This window comes from Polynucleobacter sp. UK-Kesae-W10, from assembly GCF_018881575.1.
GTDB lineage: Bacteria > Pseudomonadota > Gammaproteobacteria > Burkholderiales > Burkholderiaceae > Polynucleobacter.
Genome location: NZ_JACVQB010000001.1, coordinates 583,804 through 600,845 on the forward strand (window position 1 = coordinate 583,804; position 17,042 = coordinate 600,845).

Consider the following 17,042-nt stretch of genomic DNA (forward strand, 5'->3'; position numbering starts at 1 on the left):
AATAAGTTGTCTCATTGCAGTCTAAAAACCATTTTCTTCTAGTCGATTTTTTAAAGACTTTCGCAGCACTCACGATCATTCTTCACCATTTCTCCAGTTATGGTCAGATTGCAGAGGATGCGCGGCAGGTGTTGCCTGGGATCATGACTTGGTTGTTTGAGTATGGCCGCTATGCAGTACAAATCTTTTTAGTCATGGGCGGTTATCTGGCTGCCCAGTCGCTTTCCCGCACAGCAGATCTGAAAAACTCCAGGACGGTCTTAAAGACGGTCTTTAATCGCTACTTGCGTTTATTTGCGCCTTATATCGTTGCCTTAATCATCACCATGTTGTGCGCTTGGGTAGCGCGCTTCTGGGTACAAGATGAGTTTGTTGGAGAGTCTGAGACTTTAGGGCAATTTTTAGCGCACCTCTTTTTTCTGCAGGGGATTTTGGGTTTAGATTCGATCTCAGCAGGTGTTTGGTATGTGGCAATTGATTGGCAGCTCTATGCTATTTTGGCCATCATGATGGGCATGTTCCCAGGCTATCGCTCACTATTGTGGATGCTGACTATTCTATCGGTTGCTTCTTTGCTCTTTTTTAATCGCTCTGGCGAATACGAAAACTATTTCATTTATTTTATGGGCGCATACGGCCTTGGCGTACTGGCACAGCTGTGCAAAAACTATCCTGATAAATCCATCAATCGTTTTGCGCAAGCCTTGATTGTTTTGATTGGTGTGGTGATTGTGGTATCGAGCTTTCACCAGCTCTGGCTCAGAAATATTTTGGCCTATATTGTGGCCATAGCGCTAATCTTCTGGGGCGATAAAGCGTATAAGGATCAGAAGCAAGATCAGCGCAGACCGCAGCACCAAACTAAAAAGCATAAATTGGTGAACGGCATCCTCTGGGGAAGTCGCAGATCGTATTGCGCTTTCTTAATTCACTTTTCTTTTGTCTTGCTAGCCAACACCCTATACATCGGTTGGGGGATGAGCCAGCGTCATGATGGTGTGATGGCGATTGCCTTGATGCTGATTGCTGTTAGTGCAAGCTGGATCGCGGCTACCTATTTGTATCGCTGGGTGGAAGTACCAGCGCGCAAGCTCAAGCTCTAAAGCCCCATCTCTTTTAAGACACGAAAGATTTCTCGATAAGCCTTAGGTGGCTTGTTCTGCTCTTTTTCTTTACGAGCATTGCGAATCAAGGTGCGCATATTCTGAATATCCATATCCGGATACTGTTCGATCATTTTGGTAAATGTCTCATCATTTGCAATCAGTCGATCGCGATAACTTTCTAAAAAATGCAACTTGGCAGTTTCTGCTTTACTCACACCTTGAATAGCATCAAGACGCTTTTGAATAGCCTCAAGCTCTTCTTCATCGAGAAAGCGCATGAGCTTACCGAGGTATTGCTTGTGACGCCGGATCGCTTCGAAGCTTTTAATCTTGTTGGTTTCCGCAATCGCTGTTTTGATTGCCTCATCCAAAGGAATCGTCTTGAGTGCGTCGCTACTGAGTGCAGCTAAGACTTCTGCCAATTTCTGGCGTTCGGTCATTTGGCGCTTGAGCTCAGACTTGCTAGGGCCTTCATCAGCCTCGACAAGCTTGGGCGTGCGATTTTTCTCATTAATATGCATAGCGCTATTTTAGACGGGTATTGCCTCTATGAAGGCTAAGTGCCCATTTTTGGAGTTTGGTAAATAATAGGGTCATTGCACAGAATAAAAAGTGGTTTTATTCCTTATCAAGACTATGACTCAATCCAATACCTACGACTACATCATTATTGGGGCAGGCAGCGCCGGCTGTATGTTAGCAAAGCGCTTGACTGAGGATCCTCAAAAACGGGTTTTATTGATTGAGGCGGGTAAGAATGACAACTACATCTGGATTCATATTCCAGTGGGCTATCTCTACTGTATTGATAACCCCAGAGCAGATTGGCGTTTTAAAACTGCTGCTGAAAAAGGCCTAAATGGTCGCTCATTGTTGTATCCCCGTGGTCGTGTATTGGGTGGTTGCTCATCTATTAACGGCATGATTTACATGCGTGGTCAAGCTGGTGATTATGAATCATGGGTGCAGGCAACCGGTGACGAAGCATGGTCTTGGGAAAACGCGCTCAAGCGCTATAAAGCATTTGAGGATTATCACAGCGCTGCCAATGAGTGGCATGGCAAAGGTGGCGAGTGGACTGTATCCAAGCAACGTTTACGTTGGCCCATCATGGATCGGTTTCGAGATGCAGCAGTGCAAGCAGGCATACCCGCATCAGACGACTTTAATCGCGGGGATAACTTTGGCGTAGGCTACTTTGATGTCAGCCAGCGTAAAGGTTGGCGCCTCAATACTTCCAAAGCGTTTTTAAAAGAAGCGGCAAAGCGTAGCAACCTCACTGTACTCACTGAAGCGATAGTCACAAAGCTCAAGATTGATCCTGCTAGCAAGAATTGCCTTGGCGTGGAATATCGTAAGGATGGCGTGCTTGCACAAGCGCTCATTTCGGCTAACGGTGAAGTGATTCTGAGTGCGGGCGCGATTGGTAGCGTGCAAATCTTGGAGCGCTCGGGTGTCGGAAATGCGGAACACCTTAATCAACTGGGTATTCCAGTAGTGGCCAATCTTCCTGGAGTTGGTGAGAATCTCCAAGATCATTTGCAGTTGCGCATGGTTTACAAAGTGAGCGGGATCAAAACACTGAACACCAAAGCCAACTCGCTCTTTGGCAAGATGATGATTGGCTTGGAGTATCTCTTCAAGCGTTCTGGCCCGATGTCGATGGCGCCATCCCAGTTAGGTGCTTTTGCTTATAGCTCACCAAAGCAAAAGCGTGCGAACGTGGAATACCACGTGCAGCCTTTATCCCTAGAGCGTTTTGGTGAAGATCTGCATTCCTTTAATGCCTTTACCGCCAGCGTGTGTAACTTGCGTCCCACTTCGCGCGGTAGTGTGCATATCACCTCAACAGATCCAGAAGCGCCACCAGCGATTTGCCCCAATTACTTGTCAACAGAGGAAGATCGTCAAGTGGCAGCAGAGTCCTTGCGTTTAACTCGTAATATTGTGCAAAGCCCTGCGCTTGCACCGTTTGCGCCAGAGGAGTACAAGCCTGGCGCGCAATACCAAAGCGATGAGGAGTTAATCAAAGCTGCGGGAGATATTGGTACCACCATATTCCATCCTGTGGGTACTTGTAAGATGGGTCGCGCTGATGATCCCATGGCCGTATTAGATTCTGAATTGCGTGTGAGAGGCATTGGGCAGTTACGCGTAGTGGATGCCTCTGCTATGCCAACCATTACCTCTGGTAATACGGCAGCTCCGACGATGATGATTGCCCAGCGCGTTGCAGAATTGCTCACACGTGCCTAGTTCTCAGGGTCAACATGCGAAGCCGCAAGCCGGTTACCAGCTGCCAGTAAGCCATCTCTTACTCGCTCTGGCGATTGTGGCGGTTTGGGGCACCAACTTTGTTGTCATCAAAATATCGTTGGCAAGTTTTCCGCCATTTTTATTTGCGGCGCTACGCTATTTCTTTGCACTTCTGCCGGCAGCATTCTTTTTACCAAGACCCAAGGTATCTTGGGTGAACTTGTGTGTCTATGGTTTGGCGGTAGGAGTGGGGCAGTTTGGTGTTTTGTATTACGCCATTGACGGCAATATTTCTCCTGGCTTGGCCTCGCTGGTGATTCAGACCCAAGTGTTTTTTACGATTGGTTTTGCGATGCTGTTTGCCAAAGAGAAGCTCAAGCTCTATCAAGCGGTAGCAGTCGCCATTGCCATGATCGGTTTGGTAGTGATTGCAGCGCACACAGATGCGACCACCACATTCTTAGGCTTGGCTTTGGTGGTGTTTTGCGGATTTTCTTGGGGGGTTGCCAACACCACTAGCCGACGTGCTGGGGCAATTAATATGCTTTCGTATGTCGTTTGGGCGAGCATCTTTGCCATTCCCCCCTTGTTTGTGATGGCCTTCATCTTTGAGGGCGGCTGGGAATCTATCAGCGCATCGTTGGTTGCGGCACCTCTAGGGGCATGGTTGGGAGTTCTCTGGCAGTCTTGGGGTAACACTTTATTTGGTTATGGAGCTTGGGCCTGGTTGCTCTCGAAGCACCCGGCAGCGGTTGTGGCCCCAGCGCCTTTATTGGTACCCATTTTCGGAATGGGGGCATCTGCCTATTTTTTAGGCGAGCCTTTGCCATTGTGGAAGATCTTGGCGGCCGGCCTAGTGATTGCAGGTTTAATCGTGAACCTATTTTGGCCAAGCCTGCGGGTACGTTTACAGCATTATTTTTAATGGGATTGGGCCCCTTGTTTGGGCTAATGTAAAACCCTAATACAAACCCCTTTTTTTGCCTCTACATTAACTGTAAGATAGCTATTCGTTACTCGTAGTACCTATAAAAATATTTAATTCACTAGCTTTTTAGTCATGGAGACTTTATGAAGATTCGTCATCACATTTTTGCAGCGGCTGCTGCTGCAATGCTTGCAACCGGCGCTTACGCTGCCGATATCAAAGTTGGTGTTATTGGTCCCTTCACAGGCGGCTCATCCTCAATGGGTGTGAGTATGCGTGATGGTGTGCGTTTAGCAACCAAAGAAATTAATGCTGCCGGTGGTGTGAACGGCAATAAGATCGTTCTCGTAGAGCGCGATGACGAAGCGAAAAATGAGCGTGGTGTTCAAATCACTCAAGAGTTCATCAACAACGAGAAGGTAGTAGCAACTTTGGGTTACATCAACACTGGTGTGGCTTTGGCTTCTCAGCGCTTCTATCAAGACGCTAAGATTCCTGTGCTCAATAACGTTGCAACCGGCTCATTGATTACCAAGCAATTCCCAAATGCTGCTGAAAACTATGTTTTCCGTAATGCTGCTGCTGACAATATTCAAGCGCCAATGATTGCTAAAGAAGCAGTTGAGAAGCGTGGCTTGAAGAAAGTAGCTATTTTGGCTGACTCCACCAACTACGGTCAGTTAGGTCGTGAAGATTTGGAAAAGGCCTTGAAGACCTACGGCGTAACTCCAGTGGCTACTGAGAAGTTCAATATTGGTGACGTAGATATGACTTCACAGTTGCTCAAAGCAAAAAATGCTGGTGCTGAAGTAGTGTTGACTTATGCAATCGGACCTGAGTTGGCACAAATTGCCAACGGTATGGCGAAGTTGGGTTGGAAGAAGCCAATCATCGGCAGCTGGACTTTGTCGATGGCTAGCTTTATTGATACTGCAGGTAAGAATGGTGACGGCGCAACAATGCCACAAACTTACATCCAGTCTCCTTCAACTACTGCTAAGCGTAAGGCATTCCAAGACGCTTACGTGAAAGAGTTCAAACCAAAGAACAACAACATTGCTTCTCCAGTTTCTGCTGCCCAAGGATACGACTCTGTATACCTCTTGGCTGCTGCAATTAAGCAAGCAAACAGCACTGAAGGTCCAAAGATTTTGGCAGCATTGCAAGATTTGAAGACCCCAGTTGATGGCGTTGTGATTACTTATAACAAGCCATTCTCTGCAACCGATCACGAAGCTATCAAAGCTAAAGACGTAGTCATGGGTGTAGTAGAAAGTGGCCGCGTTGAGTTCTTGAATGCTGAGGACGCAAAGTCTAAGAAGAAGTAATTCAAGACTTATTAGCAGTGCAAAGAAAACTTTATTTTGCACTGCAACAATTGTTAAAACAGAGCGCCGCCTAAAAGGCGGCGTTTTGCTTACAATGTCGGATTCGTTAATAAAAAGTATTAAAAATATTTAGGCCAATAACATGGAAATGCTTGCACAAATCCTCTCGAGCGGTATTGCGGTGGGGATGATCTACGCGGTCATCGCTTTCGGTTTTCAGCTCACTTTTGCCACATCCGGCACTTTGAACTTCGGTCAAGGTGAAGCGCTGATGTTGGGTGCTCTCGTAGGCTTAACCTGCGTAGATACCTTTGGCATGAACTACTGGGCGATGATTCCAGTGGTCTGTATTTTCGGCATGATCCAAGGTAGCTTCGTTGAGCTCATTGGTGTGCGTCCAGCGATCAAAATTAAATCCGAGTTTGGTTGGATTATGTCCACCATTGCGCTCGGTATTATTTTTAAGAACGTTGCTGAAAATATTTGGGGTCGTGATGCCTTGCCATTTCCATCACCATTGCCAATGGAACCAATGAATTTCTTGGGTGCCAATATTTTGCCAATGGAAATCTTGGTTGTTGTAGGTGCTTTGGTCATGATGTTGTTGGTAGAGTTCTTTAACCGCAAAACCATTTACGGTAAAGCGGTTGTTGCAACTGCCAATGACCGCGATGCTGCTGGCTTGATGGGCATCAACACCAGTATGGTGATTACCTTCTCCTACGCTTTATCTTCTTTGACCGCTGCGTTTGCTGGTGTGTTGATTGCGCCATTGACTTTGACAGGTGCCACCATGGGCGGCGCCTTAGGTTTGAAGGCCTTCGCAGTGGCGATTATTGGCGGCCTATCTAGCGGCCTTGGCATTATTGTGGGTGGCTTGATTCTCGGTATTGTTGAAACAGCTACTGGCTTTTATGTATCTACTGGCTATAAAGATGTTCCAGGTTTGATCTTGTTGTTGCTCGTGCTCGCATACAAACCATCTGGCCTCTTTGGTAAATCTGCAATTAAGAAAGTTTAATGATGAAACTGAAGTCTTCCATTCCTCTATTAATTGCTATTGCTGCTCTTTTCGCATTGCCGCTAGTAATTCACAACCCTTACTACATTCACTTAGCTGAAACGATTCTGATCTATACCATTTTGTTATTTGGTTTGGACATCGTGGTGGGCTATGTTGGTCAAGTGTCTTTGGGCCATGCTGCCTTATTTGGTATTGGTTCATACACTGCCGGTATTTTGTTCTTCCATTTCGGCTGGCCGATTTGGGCAACGATTCCGGCGTCAATTATTGTGACTTCCATTTTCGGCGGCATTCTCGCGCTCCCAGCCCTGAAGGTGATTGGACCTTATTTGGCGATGGTGACCTTGGCATTTGGAACAATTGCTCAGATTCTTATTAACGAGATGACTTGGTTGACTGAAGGCCCATTAGGCATCAAGTTGACTCGTCCAGAGTTGATGGGTGTGCCAATGACAAAAGCAGAGTATTTCTGGTTAGTGTCAGCCTTTGGTATTTTGGCTTTGATCGTGATCGACCGTTTTGTGAAGTCACAAATGGGTCGTGCATTTGAAGCTTTACGTGACAGCCCAGTTGCTTGCGACTGTATGGGTGTTTCCGTATACCGCTTTAAGGTAATTGCCTTTGTGATTAGCGCAGGCTTTGCTGGTTTGGCCGGTTGCTTATACGCCTACTCTGAGCAATATATCTCTCCAAATACCTACAACAATGAATTGGCTGTGCTCTTTTTGCTCGGCATCATCATGGGCGGACGTAAGTCACGCTTAGGCGCGGTAATTGGTGCGGCCATTATTGTGTTGTTGCCAAAACTCCTCGATGACATCAACCTCTTCCGTATCGTCGCTTCAATTATTGCGATTGTCGTAGTGGTTGGCGCCACCATGGCCTTGTCTAAGAAAGTGACTACGCCACGCCGTGTTGCGATTCCGATTGCTGGTGTCGTTGGTTTGGCAGCATTCTCATTCTGGCTCAACAGCATTTCCGATTGGCGCTTGAGTATTTTCGGCTTCATGATTTTGTTGGTGGTGTACTACTTGCAAAACGGTATTGTTGGTTTTGCGAAGAGCTTCTACCAGTCCATCGTTGGCAAAGCGAAAACCGTTCGCGGTGGCGATGCTGAGGCAGTGGATGATTCCATCAGCTTTATTAGCGCTGTTGGTAGTAAAGATGCCGGTTCTGAGCTGCTCAAAGTGGATTCTGTATTGATGCAGTTTGGTGGCTTGAAGGCGTTGAATAACGTTGACCTGAGCATCAAGCGTGGCACGATTCATGGCTTGATTGGACCAAACGGTTCCGGTAAGAGCACCATGATGAACGTCTTGACCGGTATTTATGTACCGACTGCTGGTAACGTTTTATATGCTGGTCAGAGCGTTGTTGGTAAGACTTCCTCTGATATTGCCCTGTCTGGTATTGCGCGTACTTTCCAAAACGTACAGCTTTTCGGTGAAATGACTGCTATCCAAAATATTTTGGTTGGTTTGCATCACACCTTTAAGTCCAATATATTGGAAATTGCTTTGCATTTGCCACGCTACAAGCGTGAAGAGGCGGAAGCACATGCACGTGCCATGGCATTGCTCAAGTTTGTTGGCTTAGATGATCTTGCGAATGAAGAGGCGCGTAACTTGCCATACGGTAAGCAGCGTTTGCTCGAGATTGCTCGTGCTCTAGCCCTTGATCCAGAATTGCTCCTCTTGGATGAGCCAGCTGCCGGCTTGACCGCGCCGGACATCAAGGAACTCTTGCGCATTATTCGTAAGATTCGCGATAACGGTATTACCTTCATCTTGATTGAGCATCACATGGATGTGGTGATGTCGGTTTGCGATACGGTTTCTGTATTGGACTTCGGTCAGAAGATTGCAGAAGGTAAGCCAGCTGAAGTTCAGGCAAACGAGAAGGTGATTCATGCCTACTTGGGTACTTAATCACTAGAACAATATTGAATCGGTAAATACCATGTTATCTATTAAGAATCTTGAAGCAGGCTACGGCAAAGTTAAAGTCCTTCACGGCATCAATATTGATGTTCCAAAAGGACAAGTGATTACTTTGATTGGCTCTAACGGTGCCGGCAAAACAACCACGATGCGTGCCATCACCGGCATGATCAAACCTACTGCTGGTGAAGTCACTTTGGGTGGCGAAAAAATTGATGGCTACGACTCCCACAAGATCGCACGCCTTGGTTTAGCGCACAGCCCTGAAGGGCGCCGTGTATTCACAACCATGTCAGTGACAGACAATTTACTCTTGGGCGCGTTTCCCCGCTTTACTGGAAGTCGTCCTAAGGGTGATATCAAAACGGACTTGGAAAAAGCCCTGGAAATGTTCCCACGCTTGAAAGAGCGTCGCAATCAATTGGCTGGTACATTGTCTGGTGGTGAGCAACAAATGCTAGCAATGGCACGTGCGGTGATGCTCAATCCAGAGATTATTCTCCTGGACGAGCCATCCATGGGCCTTGCACCAATCTTGGTTGAGGAAGTATTTAAGATCATCTCTAATCTCAAATCACAAGGCGTGACGATGTTGTTGGTGGAGCAGTTTGCTGCTGCTGCATTAAACGTCGCTGACTATGGTTATGTTTTAGAGAACGGCAAGATTGCAACACATGGCCCTGCGTCAAAGCTCAAGGACGATCCTGCGGTGAAGGCTGCATACTTAGGTGGTGGCGGTCACTAAGTCGATACCCTCTTGGTAGTGTCTCAATAAAAGAAAAGCCCTTAGAAATAAGGGCTTTTTTAATGCAGTCTTTTTATCCGTTGTTTGTGATGAGTTTGATGGCTTCGCGAATGAGTAATGCCCGATAACCCATATAGATGGCTATCAAGGTGAAGCCAGCTAAAAAGAGCTTCGGAATCAAAGCGCCTTCTAAGGCTAATTCGCTATTGAAAAGGCCGATAGCAACAGCAAAAAAGAAAATTGCGCCAAGACCTAGGACAATCCAGTTTTCGTGATGGCTTACTTGCTGGGTTTGATTGCTATAGGCAAGCACCTGAAAGGCTTCATCCTTAGGGTAGCCTGCAACCATCATGGTGTCGCCATTGGCAATGATCATAGGGGATGAGAATTTAGCCTCAATCTGGCGATCCCCCAGTTGAAACTTGGAAAGATAAAAGCGTTTGTAATAGCCTGAAGAATGATCGTGTGTAGGCTTTTCAGGATTCACGTACTCCAACAACTCATTATTGAGATTGCTGACGGTGCCTGATACGGCGCTCACAGAGCTTGATAAAAAGCTGCTAGGTATATTGGTGGACATCAGCAGAACTCCTAGAAGGCTGAAGAAAAGAATATAGAAAAATGATGCTAGAGGTCTTCTCATAGGGCATGTATACCTTTAATAGTAAGGCTGATAGCTACACCAAATACCATTACTGCAAAGAGTTGCTGCAATTTTGGTCCGCTGAGCTTCTTACTGATTGCTAGGCCCATGAGCAGACCCGCTAATGCGCCCAAGGAGAATGGGGCAGCCACAATGAAATGAAAGTTGCCAGTTGACGCAGCAAAGATCACGCTTCCGCTAGAGATGAGGGCTTGCACACCCAATGAAGTCACGATGATGGATTGTGCAGGTAAATTCGTATAGCGCATTAATGCGGGAATGATGATGAAGCCGCCCCCAACGCCAAGTAGCCCCGAGAGGAATCCAGCTAAGCCTCCCGTAAGAGCAAGTGCCCGGGCGCAAGGAATATTCCAATAGAACTTTCCAATCGATGGATTGATTAAGCAAGGTGGCGGCGCTCTTGGAGGTTCGGGCATCCCCAAGGCTGCTTTGCGTGCTTGTCTATATTGATTCAATGCGGAATAAAAGAGGGCGCCACTAAAGAGCAGTAGCAGCGGTCCATTTGGGATGCGGTTCGCTAACCAAAAACCAACAGGAGACAATATCACTCCAAAGATAGCCATGAACATCGCAGCTTTGTAGCGTAAAAGATGATTCTTGAGTCCGATTAATGCGCCTACGCTGGCAGCAAGCGCAATGGCCGAGAGCGAGACAGGGCTCGCATCCACCATATTCATGTGTAGAGCAAAAACTAATAGTGGAACAGACAGAATGCCTCCGCCAGCGCCGGTAAGTCCCATGAGGAGGCCTACGAAAATTCCAAGGGCGGGGCTGATGAGTAAGGCGCTATCCATTGTGATTGATTTTATAACCACAATGATGAAAGTGAGCGGTGTTTAGGGCCCCTTCTTAAAGTGCCCTTTGGCCAAAATAGGCGCGTGCAAGAGAAAGAGCCCAAAAAACAATAGACCAATGATCCAGTGGGCATAAATCGTTGTCTCGCGGATGGTTTCTGGGCCGTAGTAGAGAAGCGCGCCGGATATCAGTAAGACAGCGAAAGCGCTGAGTTGACCAAATCCGCTAATAAAGTTTGTCTTGGATTTGAAGCCGGCCTTTAAATGAAATGGTAGAGCTGAGCCAAGCGCTAAGGTGGCCAGCATCGCTGCGATTCCATGCAGTGCCAATACATGGCGAGTGCCAAGATGAAAGCGCCCAATCTCAAATTCATGGCCAAGCAAATATAGGCTGCCCGTTATTGAACAAGTCAACATGCCAACTGTCACAAACCACTTTTGCCAATGTGGCATTTTTCCTAAACGACTCATGCTGCAATCCAAATAGCTTGTGCTGAGAACTGAGCAAAACAAGGATGTTGTTCCTGTTCGGTGAGTGCCAATACTTTAGTGAGCGCATCTGCATAAATGCATTCTTTGGCGAGAATAGAGTAAGACCCTCGGGCATTGATATGAGCATCTTGATCAGTTTTTGCTAAAGGATTGATAAAGTGACTAGCTTGCCGATCTCGATTTGCAAAATATAGGCTACTAGTGGCTAGTGCTGCATTTTGCAAGCTGCCAATGTGGAGTAATTCAGATGCCTTTCGCGGGTTTCGAATATGAATGGGTCTGGGAGTATCTCCAAAAACTCGAAGATCGCCGCCAGCATTGACTGCTCCAGATGGGATACCCTCAGAGATTAAGATCTTGACTGCCATATCGACTGCAAATCCCTTGGCGATCCCTCCTAGATCGAGGCATACGGGTCGAGTGGCTTGCACTAGTTCGGCGGATAGGAATTCAATATCCTCAATACCGCCGATATTGTGGCGGGGTAATGGCATATGTTGAGGTAATAAACCAGCGGCAACCAAGCGATACCCAATGCCGCAGTTAAACAGGCCATGAGAGTGCCGATGGATCTCTTTGGCCGTGCTCAGTACTTGGGCTGTCCAGGGATGGACATCGAGCGCTTGGCAGTGGGCAGAGCGGTTGATGCGACTTAATTCGCTTTGTGGGTGATGAAAGCCCATTAACTCTTGTACCCGTTCGATCGCACCAAAGGCTCGCTCAATTGCCTGCAGGCAATCCTCTTGATCGACGGTGATTTCAACGAAGCATCCCAATAGGGGTTTACAGCGGGTGATCATTTGGATTTGAGTGCCAGTTCATAGAGCGCCGTAACGCGCTTCACACCATCGGTCAGATGTTTGCAAGATAGGGTTGCCCCACCAATATTCTGAATATCTTGGTTCAGTTTGATGGGGTCCTTTGCGGATTTACCGACAAACTGTTTGCGCCAATCCGCCTGTGCAACTTCGTAGCCATACGATTCCACATACTCCAGAATTTCGATGCCCAGTATGCGACCGCTTGGGTTTATGCCAACTGCATAGGTAATCATTTCATGCTTACCCACGACTTCGTCAACGATAAACCAAGCACCATCTACTGTTTTCCAGATGCGGTCACCTTGAAACGGGTGGCGAATACTGGAGGCAATGCGCATCTTTTCTTGCAGATCTTCGGTAATCAAAAGTGGCGCTTTACTGAGTACCGTGTTCGGAAAAAGAATTTTTTGCGCTTGCTCTGCGGTGACATAAATTTTGGCATGCGCAATCATGGGTGCGCTGATTAGGACGATGCCTCCAAGAGCATAAGGGCTGATTTTCCAATAAAGCATATTGAATACTCCGATTGCTTAGTTCAGTGGAAAGCCAACTTTGACGATGTACTCATTTACTGAGTGACTATCCCAAACGCGCGCGTTAGAGCATTCTGCTTCACCGCCACCCATACAGTTTCCGCCTGCTAGTTGATAGCGCCATGCACCCGTGATCCACCAATCTTTACTGGCGTAATGTAGGTTAGGCCCTACAAAGGTTGCGCGTTGTACTTGGTTGCGTAAATTGAGTTCTGAGTAATCATTATGGAAGCGGGCCTCTACGCCAGCCGACCATTTGGGCGCAAAGCGATAACTAGCGCCCACTAAGATATCGAGCATAGACTCTGGTACATTGCCATTCTCAATAAACTTCAGACGCTCATTTGCAACTACGACGTTGCTTGCGAGCACGAGTCGATCATCAATGAAGTTCGACTGCAATAAGAGTCTTGCTTCTAGTTCGTCTTTATTTCTGCCCCAAGTTGGCTCTAAGTAGAGACCAACACCTACGGGTGAAGTGACGGGGTTGGTGATGCGGTAGATAGCCTCGAGAGATCCGCCTTCGATGCCACTTTTCCTGTAGGGGGTAGCGGGATCATGCGAGGAAGGTACGCCATATCCTCCGGTGCAGGTTGGCTCGTCGCCGCAAGCTTCGGGGTTGGTGTAATTTTGACTGGCGTTGGTGTAATACGAATTAATGTAACCGGCTACTTGTAAATCATTCGTTAGTCCATATTCCAATTCTGTTCTAGCGGTCCATGCCTCATAAGTGCCCGCAGCTTGTAATTGATTGAGTTGTAGGCGCTGCTCAAACTCGAGCTTCCCTTTTGGCTGAAGGTCTAAGGTGTAAATCCAGCCAAAGACACCTTCACCGGCATGGGCGAGTGAAAAATGTAAGGCTGCGGCGAGGACGAGACTAAAAGCAATAATTTTTTGAAGGGTTAGTTTCATGGCGCTTAATGAGGGGTTGGTTGAGAAAAGTGAGAATGCCTAAATAAGAATGATTCTCAATATAGCAAATCAAATGAGAATGATTCTCAAATGGTTAAAAGACCATTCCTCAATAAATGCTTAGATTTGTAGGGAGATTCAATTTCCCTTGTAAGATTTCTCTGCTATGGACTCACAAGCACTAGAAAAACTCGTACTCATGAAAATGCCGTTTGGTAAGCATGCCGGTAGAGCCTTGGCTGATTTGCCTGGAAATTATTTAGCTTGGTTTGCGCGCGAAGGTTTTCCCAAGGGAGAGTTGGGGGAGTTGTTGGAGTTGATGCACACGCTCGATCACAATGGCTTACGTGGCTTGCTTACACCCATTCAGCGAGCACATGGCTTGCAGACTAAATCAAAATTACTTTAGACGAACTATCGCAGTGACACGATTGCGTTCGTAACTGACTCCAGGGGTATCAGGAGGACTACTTAGTGTGGTGCTCACAAACAGGGAGGTCTGCGCTTCCAATTGGGAGGCAATGCGTTTGGCTAACTCACTATTGCGGTCGTATTGAATTTGCACGCTGGCAACCTTACCTTCTTTGGATCTTGCAATTAAGGCGTTGATCTTTTCTGGAGAGTAGTCATCAAAAAAGATGGGGTACCAACCGCCAACCATCGTATTTAATGGCTTGGCAGACTTCTCTACTTTACCGTCGAGCTTCGGTACGACAGCGTGCGCATTGGCTTTGATGGGGAGTTGGAAATCAATCCCCGTTTTTTCTACTAAAGCTTCATAGGAGATTGGTGGTGTCATTGCAGCTTCATTCGTATTTTCAATCCAGTATCCCCACGCAAGATTTTTACTTGGGTCGTATACCAATTTATATAGATGACTGGGAATCGTTACTCTTCCCCTGCCAATACTTCCCTGCTTGCCAGTGGACCCAGTAAAGACGTATACGTCACCATTTGCTCTTTTGACATACTGCCTAGTGGGCTCCTCAACATTTTTTGCCCAGATCCCCTGATTGTTTTGTCTTGCCTGCGGCATCATGTTGGCTAGAGAAAACGATTGGGCCATTCCCCGTTCATTGCTCATGTCTCCAGCAGGCACATTGTGCCCCCGATCATAGCCACTGCCCCGATAGTCTGCGAGTAAAGAGCGCTCGGCATATGGTAAGCGAGCCTCTTCATAGAATTGATTGCTGCGTCGAGGGTGTGGCGCGTTGAGTTGCTCGCGATGGAGTTTCTCCACGGTGTAAATTGGTTTCTTATCAGCGGGAGAGTAATAAATCGCAAAGTGATCAAAGCATAGGTCCCTACCAGCTTGCGCGCTGATGGGCGCCTTGCCGTCCGGAAAAAACGTTTGGCAGTCTTCAAAGAGGGCAAAGGCCTTGCTCGAGCCCAAGAGCGCGAACAAAAAAACCCAGGAAGCAAAAAGTGTACGAACCGTTTTCATGATCTCTAGCGTAGGGGCTGAGCAAATCTAGCCTTGTTACTGTTGTGCGAAGTTAGCTCTGAAGCTAGTGCTTGTTTGACCATGGAATGACCATCTTTTTCTTTGGAGTGCGCTCCCAGGAGTCTGTATTTTCTTGCCTTGCAGCATTCGCGCGGTGGCACTACCGGTAGAAAAAGGATCTCGCTTGAGCACTAGATGTATGGTTTTTCAGGGACATTTTTCAGTCCAAATAGTAAAAAAGTCGAAATTTTGGGATTTTTTTATAGAATGAAATTAGTGTCTCCTAACATGTATAAGTAATTGATTTATATAGATTAAATATCAATTTTTGCTACATCCTACGGGATCTCCCGTATTTCAAGATCTAAAAGTTATCGAAATAGAGTTCTTTATTCTTGACTTGATATAAGAACCTTTTTAGGATGACCCATGTTTTTTATATATTGCGATGCAGCATAAATCAGTAGTTCGGTTTAGATGGTGTCGCAACAACTGAATGAGTAAATGTTTATCTAACAATTTGAGCGAGATGCAGAACGCCCAACCAGCAGCGCTGGCGGCTAAGGATCTGCTAGCCCATGCCATGGCGCCGGTATACCGCGTCATTAATGGTTTGCTCGTTGTGACCGTATTCATGGTGGTTGGACTTTGGCTTTCAGGTAACGGCACCAATGCCGGTGCTTTTGATTTAGCCCGCATTCTGGTGCCTGATGAGGCGCGCCATATTGTTTGGAGCAATGGCTTTGGGATGCTCGATCAATATAAGAGTGCCAACGAGGCTGCTGCAGTAGCACCTGATACTGAGATTGCCGCTGTCATTTACAGCAAATCCAAGCCGAACAATGCTGGCTTGGCGAGCGCAAAACAACAAACTGTTGCTTTATTGATGCCTTCAGTGGCCCAGGTACAAGTGAAATCGATCTCCCACTTGGCAGATCGCATCCCGACTTCCAAGATAGACCCCCAGGCCTTGGATAGCAATTTGATGGGCTCAATACAGAACCAGCGCGCAGTAGCCGATTTCTTTGAAAAGAAATATGGCTTAGACCGCTCCAAGATCGAAGAGTATGTATCTAATACCATCTTGATCGCCAAGGAAGTTAATATTGATCCCGTGCTCTTGTTGGCAGTGATTTCTGTTGAATCCAACTTCAATCCCAATACAAAGAGTCAGGCTGGTGCTGAAGGTCTCATGCAAGTGATGACCTCTGTGCATCGCGAAAAGTATGCTTTATACGGCGGAACCCACCAAGCGGTAAAGCCTGAAGTCAATATTCGTGTTGGCGCTTACATCCTCAAGTACCTCATTGCAACCGCTGGTTCCTTACGTAACGGCCTAAAGTTTTATGTGGGTGCAGCCAATGCCGAGGATGATGGTGGCTATGCCGATAAGGTCATGGCGGAACGTAATCGTTTGATTGGCTTGTGCCAAACGCGTTCGATCAACCGCTTAACCCTCAATGGCAAGGACTTGCGCTCTTAACACTCTTAACGCTCTTAATTTAGCGAGCCTTTTCTAAAAAACAAAAGCCACCCTAGGGTGGCTTTTTGCTTAGTGCGAAATTGCTTAGTTCACGCCATGCAATTCAACATCAAATACGAGGGTCGCGTTTGGGGGGATTACGCCACCAGCGCCTCGAGCACCATAGCCCATCTCAGATGGGATGATGAGAGTACGTTTGCCACCAATCTTCATACCAGCAACGCCTTGATCCCAGCCTTTAATGACGTGTCCTGCGCCCAGGGGGAAGCTAAACAATTGGCCACGATCTAATGAGCTGTCGAATTTTTGACCTTTGTGTTCTGGTGCATTTTCGTCATAAAGCCAGCCGGTGTAGTGCACATCCACGTGATTGCCAGCCGCAGCTTCTTTGCCATCACCCACAACGGTATCGATTTTTTTGAGTTCAGTCATGATGTTTTTCCTGTTTCATGCAAATTGGTCGCTCAGTATATTCCCGACGCCCTTGGTGGATTCCCTTAAATTGGGGTTTATATGCTGATTTAGGGTGCAAAACCTGCATTTTTGCCAGACTCGATGATTTAAAATGGAGG

General features: G+C 46.9%; 18 protein-coding genes. 9 read left to right on the forward strand and 9 right to left on the reverse strand.

Annotated elements, in window-relative coordinates:
- Positions 1 to 14: 14 nt before the first annotated feature.
- Positions 15 to 1,103: an acyltransferase gene (locus tag ICN24_RS03090; protein ID WP_216221261.1), complete on the forward strand. Its 1,089-nt coding sequence runs from the start codon at positions 15 to 17 to the stop codon at positions 1,101 to 1,103.
- Here ICN24_RS03090 and yjgA read toward each other — a convergent pair.
- Positions 1,100 to 1,627, reverse strand: a complete 528-nt coding sequence (gene yjgA, locus ICN24_RS03095; protein ID WP_216221262.1) for a ribosome biogenesis factor YjgA — start codon at positions 1,625 to 1,627, stop codon at positions 1,100 to 1,102. The two genes, ICN24_RS03090 and yjgA, sit on opposite strands and share 4 nt — an antisense overlap.
- Positions 1,628 to 1,742: 115 nt before the next feature.
- Here yjgA and ICN24_RS03100 point away from each other — a divergent pair, with 115 nt between their 5' ends.
- The 6 genes from ICN24_RS03100 (at position 1,743) to ICN24_RS03125 (ending at position 9,327) form a co-directional block, all read left to right on the forward strand.
- Complete coding sequence (locus tag ICN24_RS03100) at positions 1,743 to 3,362, forward strand: GMC family oxidoreductase (protein WP_216221263.1); 1,620 nt, start codon at positions 1,743 to 1,745, stop codon at positions 3,360 to 3,362.
- A 40-nt stretch (positions 3,363 to 3,402) separates the two neighbouring features.
- Positions 3,403 to 4,287 carry an EamA family transporter gene (locus ICN24_RS03105; protein WP_216222196.1) on the forward strand — a complete coding sequence of 295 codons (885 nt, stop codon included), beginning with the start codon at positions 3,403 to 3,405 and terminating at the stop codon, positions 4,285 to 4,287.
- A 146-nt stretch (positions 4,288 to 4,433) separates the two neighbouring features.
- On the forward strand, positions 4,434 to 5,618 hold the full coding sequence (locus ICN24_RS03110) for an ABC transporter substrate-binding protein (protein ID WP_216221264.1): 1,185 nt from the start codon (positions 4,434 to 4,436) through the stop codon (positions 5,616 to 5,618).
- Positions 5,619 to 5,760: 142 nt separating this feature from the next.
- Entirely contained in the window at positions 5,761 to 6,639 is an 879-nt protein-coding gene (locus ICN24_RS03115) for a branched-chain amino acid ABC transporter permease (RefSeq protein ID WP_216221266.1), read from the forward strand.
- A 2-nt stretch (positions 6,640 to 6,641) separates the two neighbouring features.
- Entirely contained in the window at positions 6,642 to 8,570 is a 1,929-nt protein-coding gene (locus ICN24_RS03120) for an ATP-binding cassette domain-containing protein (protein WP_216221267.1), read from the forward strand.
- Between the two features lie 31 nt (positions 8,571 to 8,601).
- On the forward strand, positions 8,602 to 9,327 hold the full coding sequence (locus ICN24_RS03125; RefSeq protein ID WP_216221268.1) for an ABC transporter ATP-binding protein: 726 nt from the start codon (positions 8,602 to 8,604) through the stop codon (positions 9,325 to 9,327).
- A gap of 73 nt (positions 9,328 to 9,400) precedes the next feature.
- Here the strand turns inward: ICN24_RS03125 and ICN24_RS03130 are convergent, their stop codons facing one another.
- The 6 genes from ICN24_RS03130 to ICN24_RS03155 are packed head-to-tail and all read right to left on the reverse strand — an operon-like array spanning position 9,401 to position 13,543.
- A complete protein-coding gene (locus ICN24_RS03130; RefSeq protein ID WP_216221269.1) occupies positions 9,401 to 9,907 on the reverse strand; it encodes a hypothetical protein in 507 nt (168 codons plus the stop codon).
- A 59-nt stretch (positions 9,908 to 9,966) separates the two neighbouring features.
- Positions 9,967 to 10,785, reverse strand: a complete 819-nt coding sequence (locus ICN24_RS03135) for a sulfite exporter TauE/SafE family protein (protein WP_216221270.1) — start codon at positions 10,783 to 10,785, stop codon at positions 9,967 to 9,969.
- Between the two features lie 42 nt (positions 10,786 to 10,827).
- A complete protein-coding gene (locus ICN24_RS03140; RefSeq protein ID WP_216221271.1) occupies positions 10,828 to 11,256 on the reverse strand; it encodes a hypothetical protein in 429 nt (142 codons plus the stop codon).
- A complete protein-coding gene (locus ICN24_RS03145; protein ID WP_216859879.1) occupies positions 11,253 to 12,077 on the reverse strand; it encodes an FAD:protein FMN transferase in 825 nt (274 codons plus the stop codon). The genes ICN24_RS03140 and ICN24_RS03145 overlap by 4 nt, the downstream gene beginning before the upstream one ends.
- Positions 12,074 to 12,610, reverse strand: a complete 537-nt coding sequence (locus ICN24_RS03150) for an FMN-binding protein (protein ID WP_255532545.1) — start codon at positions 12,608 to 12,610, stop codon at positions 12,074 to 12,076. Before ICN24_RS03150 ends, ICN24_RS03145 begins: the two co-directional genes overlap by 4 nt.
- Positions 12,611 to 12,628: 18 nt before the next feature.
- Positions 12,629 to 13,543 carry a DUF6662 family protein gene (locus ICN24_RS03155; RefSeq protein ID WP_216221272.1) on the reverse strand — a complete coding sequence of 305 codons (915 nt, stop codon included), beginning with the start codon at positions 13,541 to 13,543 and terminating at the stop codon, positions 12,629 to 12,631.
- Between the two features lie 166 nt (positions 13,544 to 13,709).
- On the opposite strand from ICN24_RS03155, the gene ICN24_RS03160 reads away from it, so the two are divergent.
- Positions 13,710 to 13,952, forward strand: a complete 243-nt coding sequence (locus tag ICN24_RS03160; RefSeq protein ID WP_216221273.1) for a DUF3820 family protein — start codon at positions 13,710 to 13,712, stop codon at positions 13,950 to 13,952.
- Here the strand turns inward: ICN24_RS03160 and ICN24_RS03165 are convergent.
- Positions 13,944 to 14,987 carry a DNA/RNA non-specific endonuclease gene (locus ICN24_RS03165; RefSeq protein ID WP_216221276.1) on the reverse strand — a complete coding sequence of 348 codons (1,044 nt, stop codon included), beginning with the start codon at positions 14,985 to 14,987 and terminating at the stop codon, positions 13,944 to 13,946. The two genes, ICN24_RS03160 and ICN24_RS03165, sit on opposite strands and share 9 nt — an antisense overlap.
- 529 nt (positions 14,988 to 15,516) lie before the next feature.
- On the opposite strand from ICN24_RS03165, the gene ICN24_RS03170 reads away from it, so the two are divergent.
- The gene (locus tag ICN24_RS03170; RefSeq protein WP_255532546.1) at positions 15,517 to 16,470 is read left to right on the forward strand and encodes a transglycosylase SLT domain-containing protein; all 954 of its coding nucleotides are present in this window, start codon (positions 15,517 to 15,519) and stop codon (positions 16,468 to 16,470) included.
- An 84-nt stretch (positions 16,471 to 16,554) separates the two neighbouring features.
- On the opposite strand, the gene ICN24_RS03175 is transcribed toward ICN24_RS03170, so the two are convergent.
- Entirely contained in the window at positions 16,555 to 16,902 is a 348-nt protein-coding gene (locus tag ICN24_RS03175) for an FKBP-type peptidyl-prolyl cis-trans isomerase (protein WP_216221278.1), read from the reverse strand.
- Between the last annotated feature and the right edge of the window lie 140 nt (positions 16,903 to 17,042).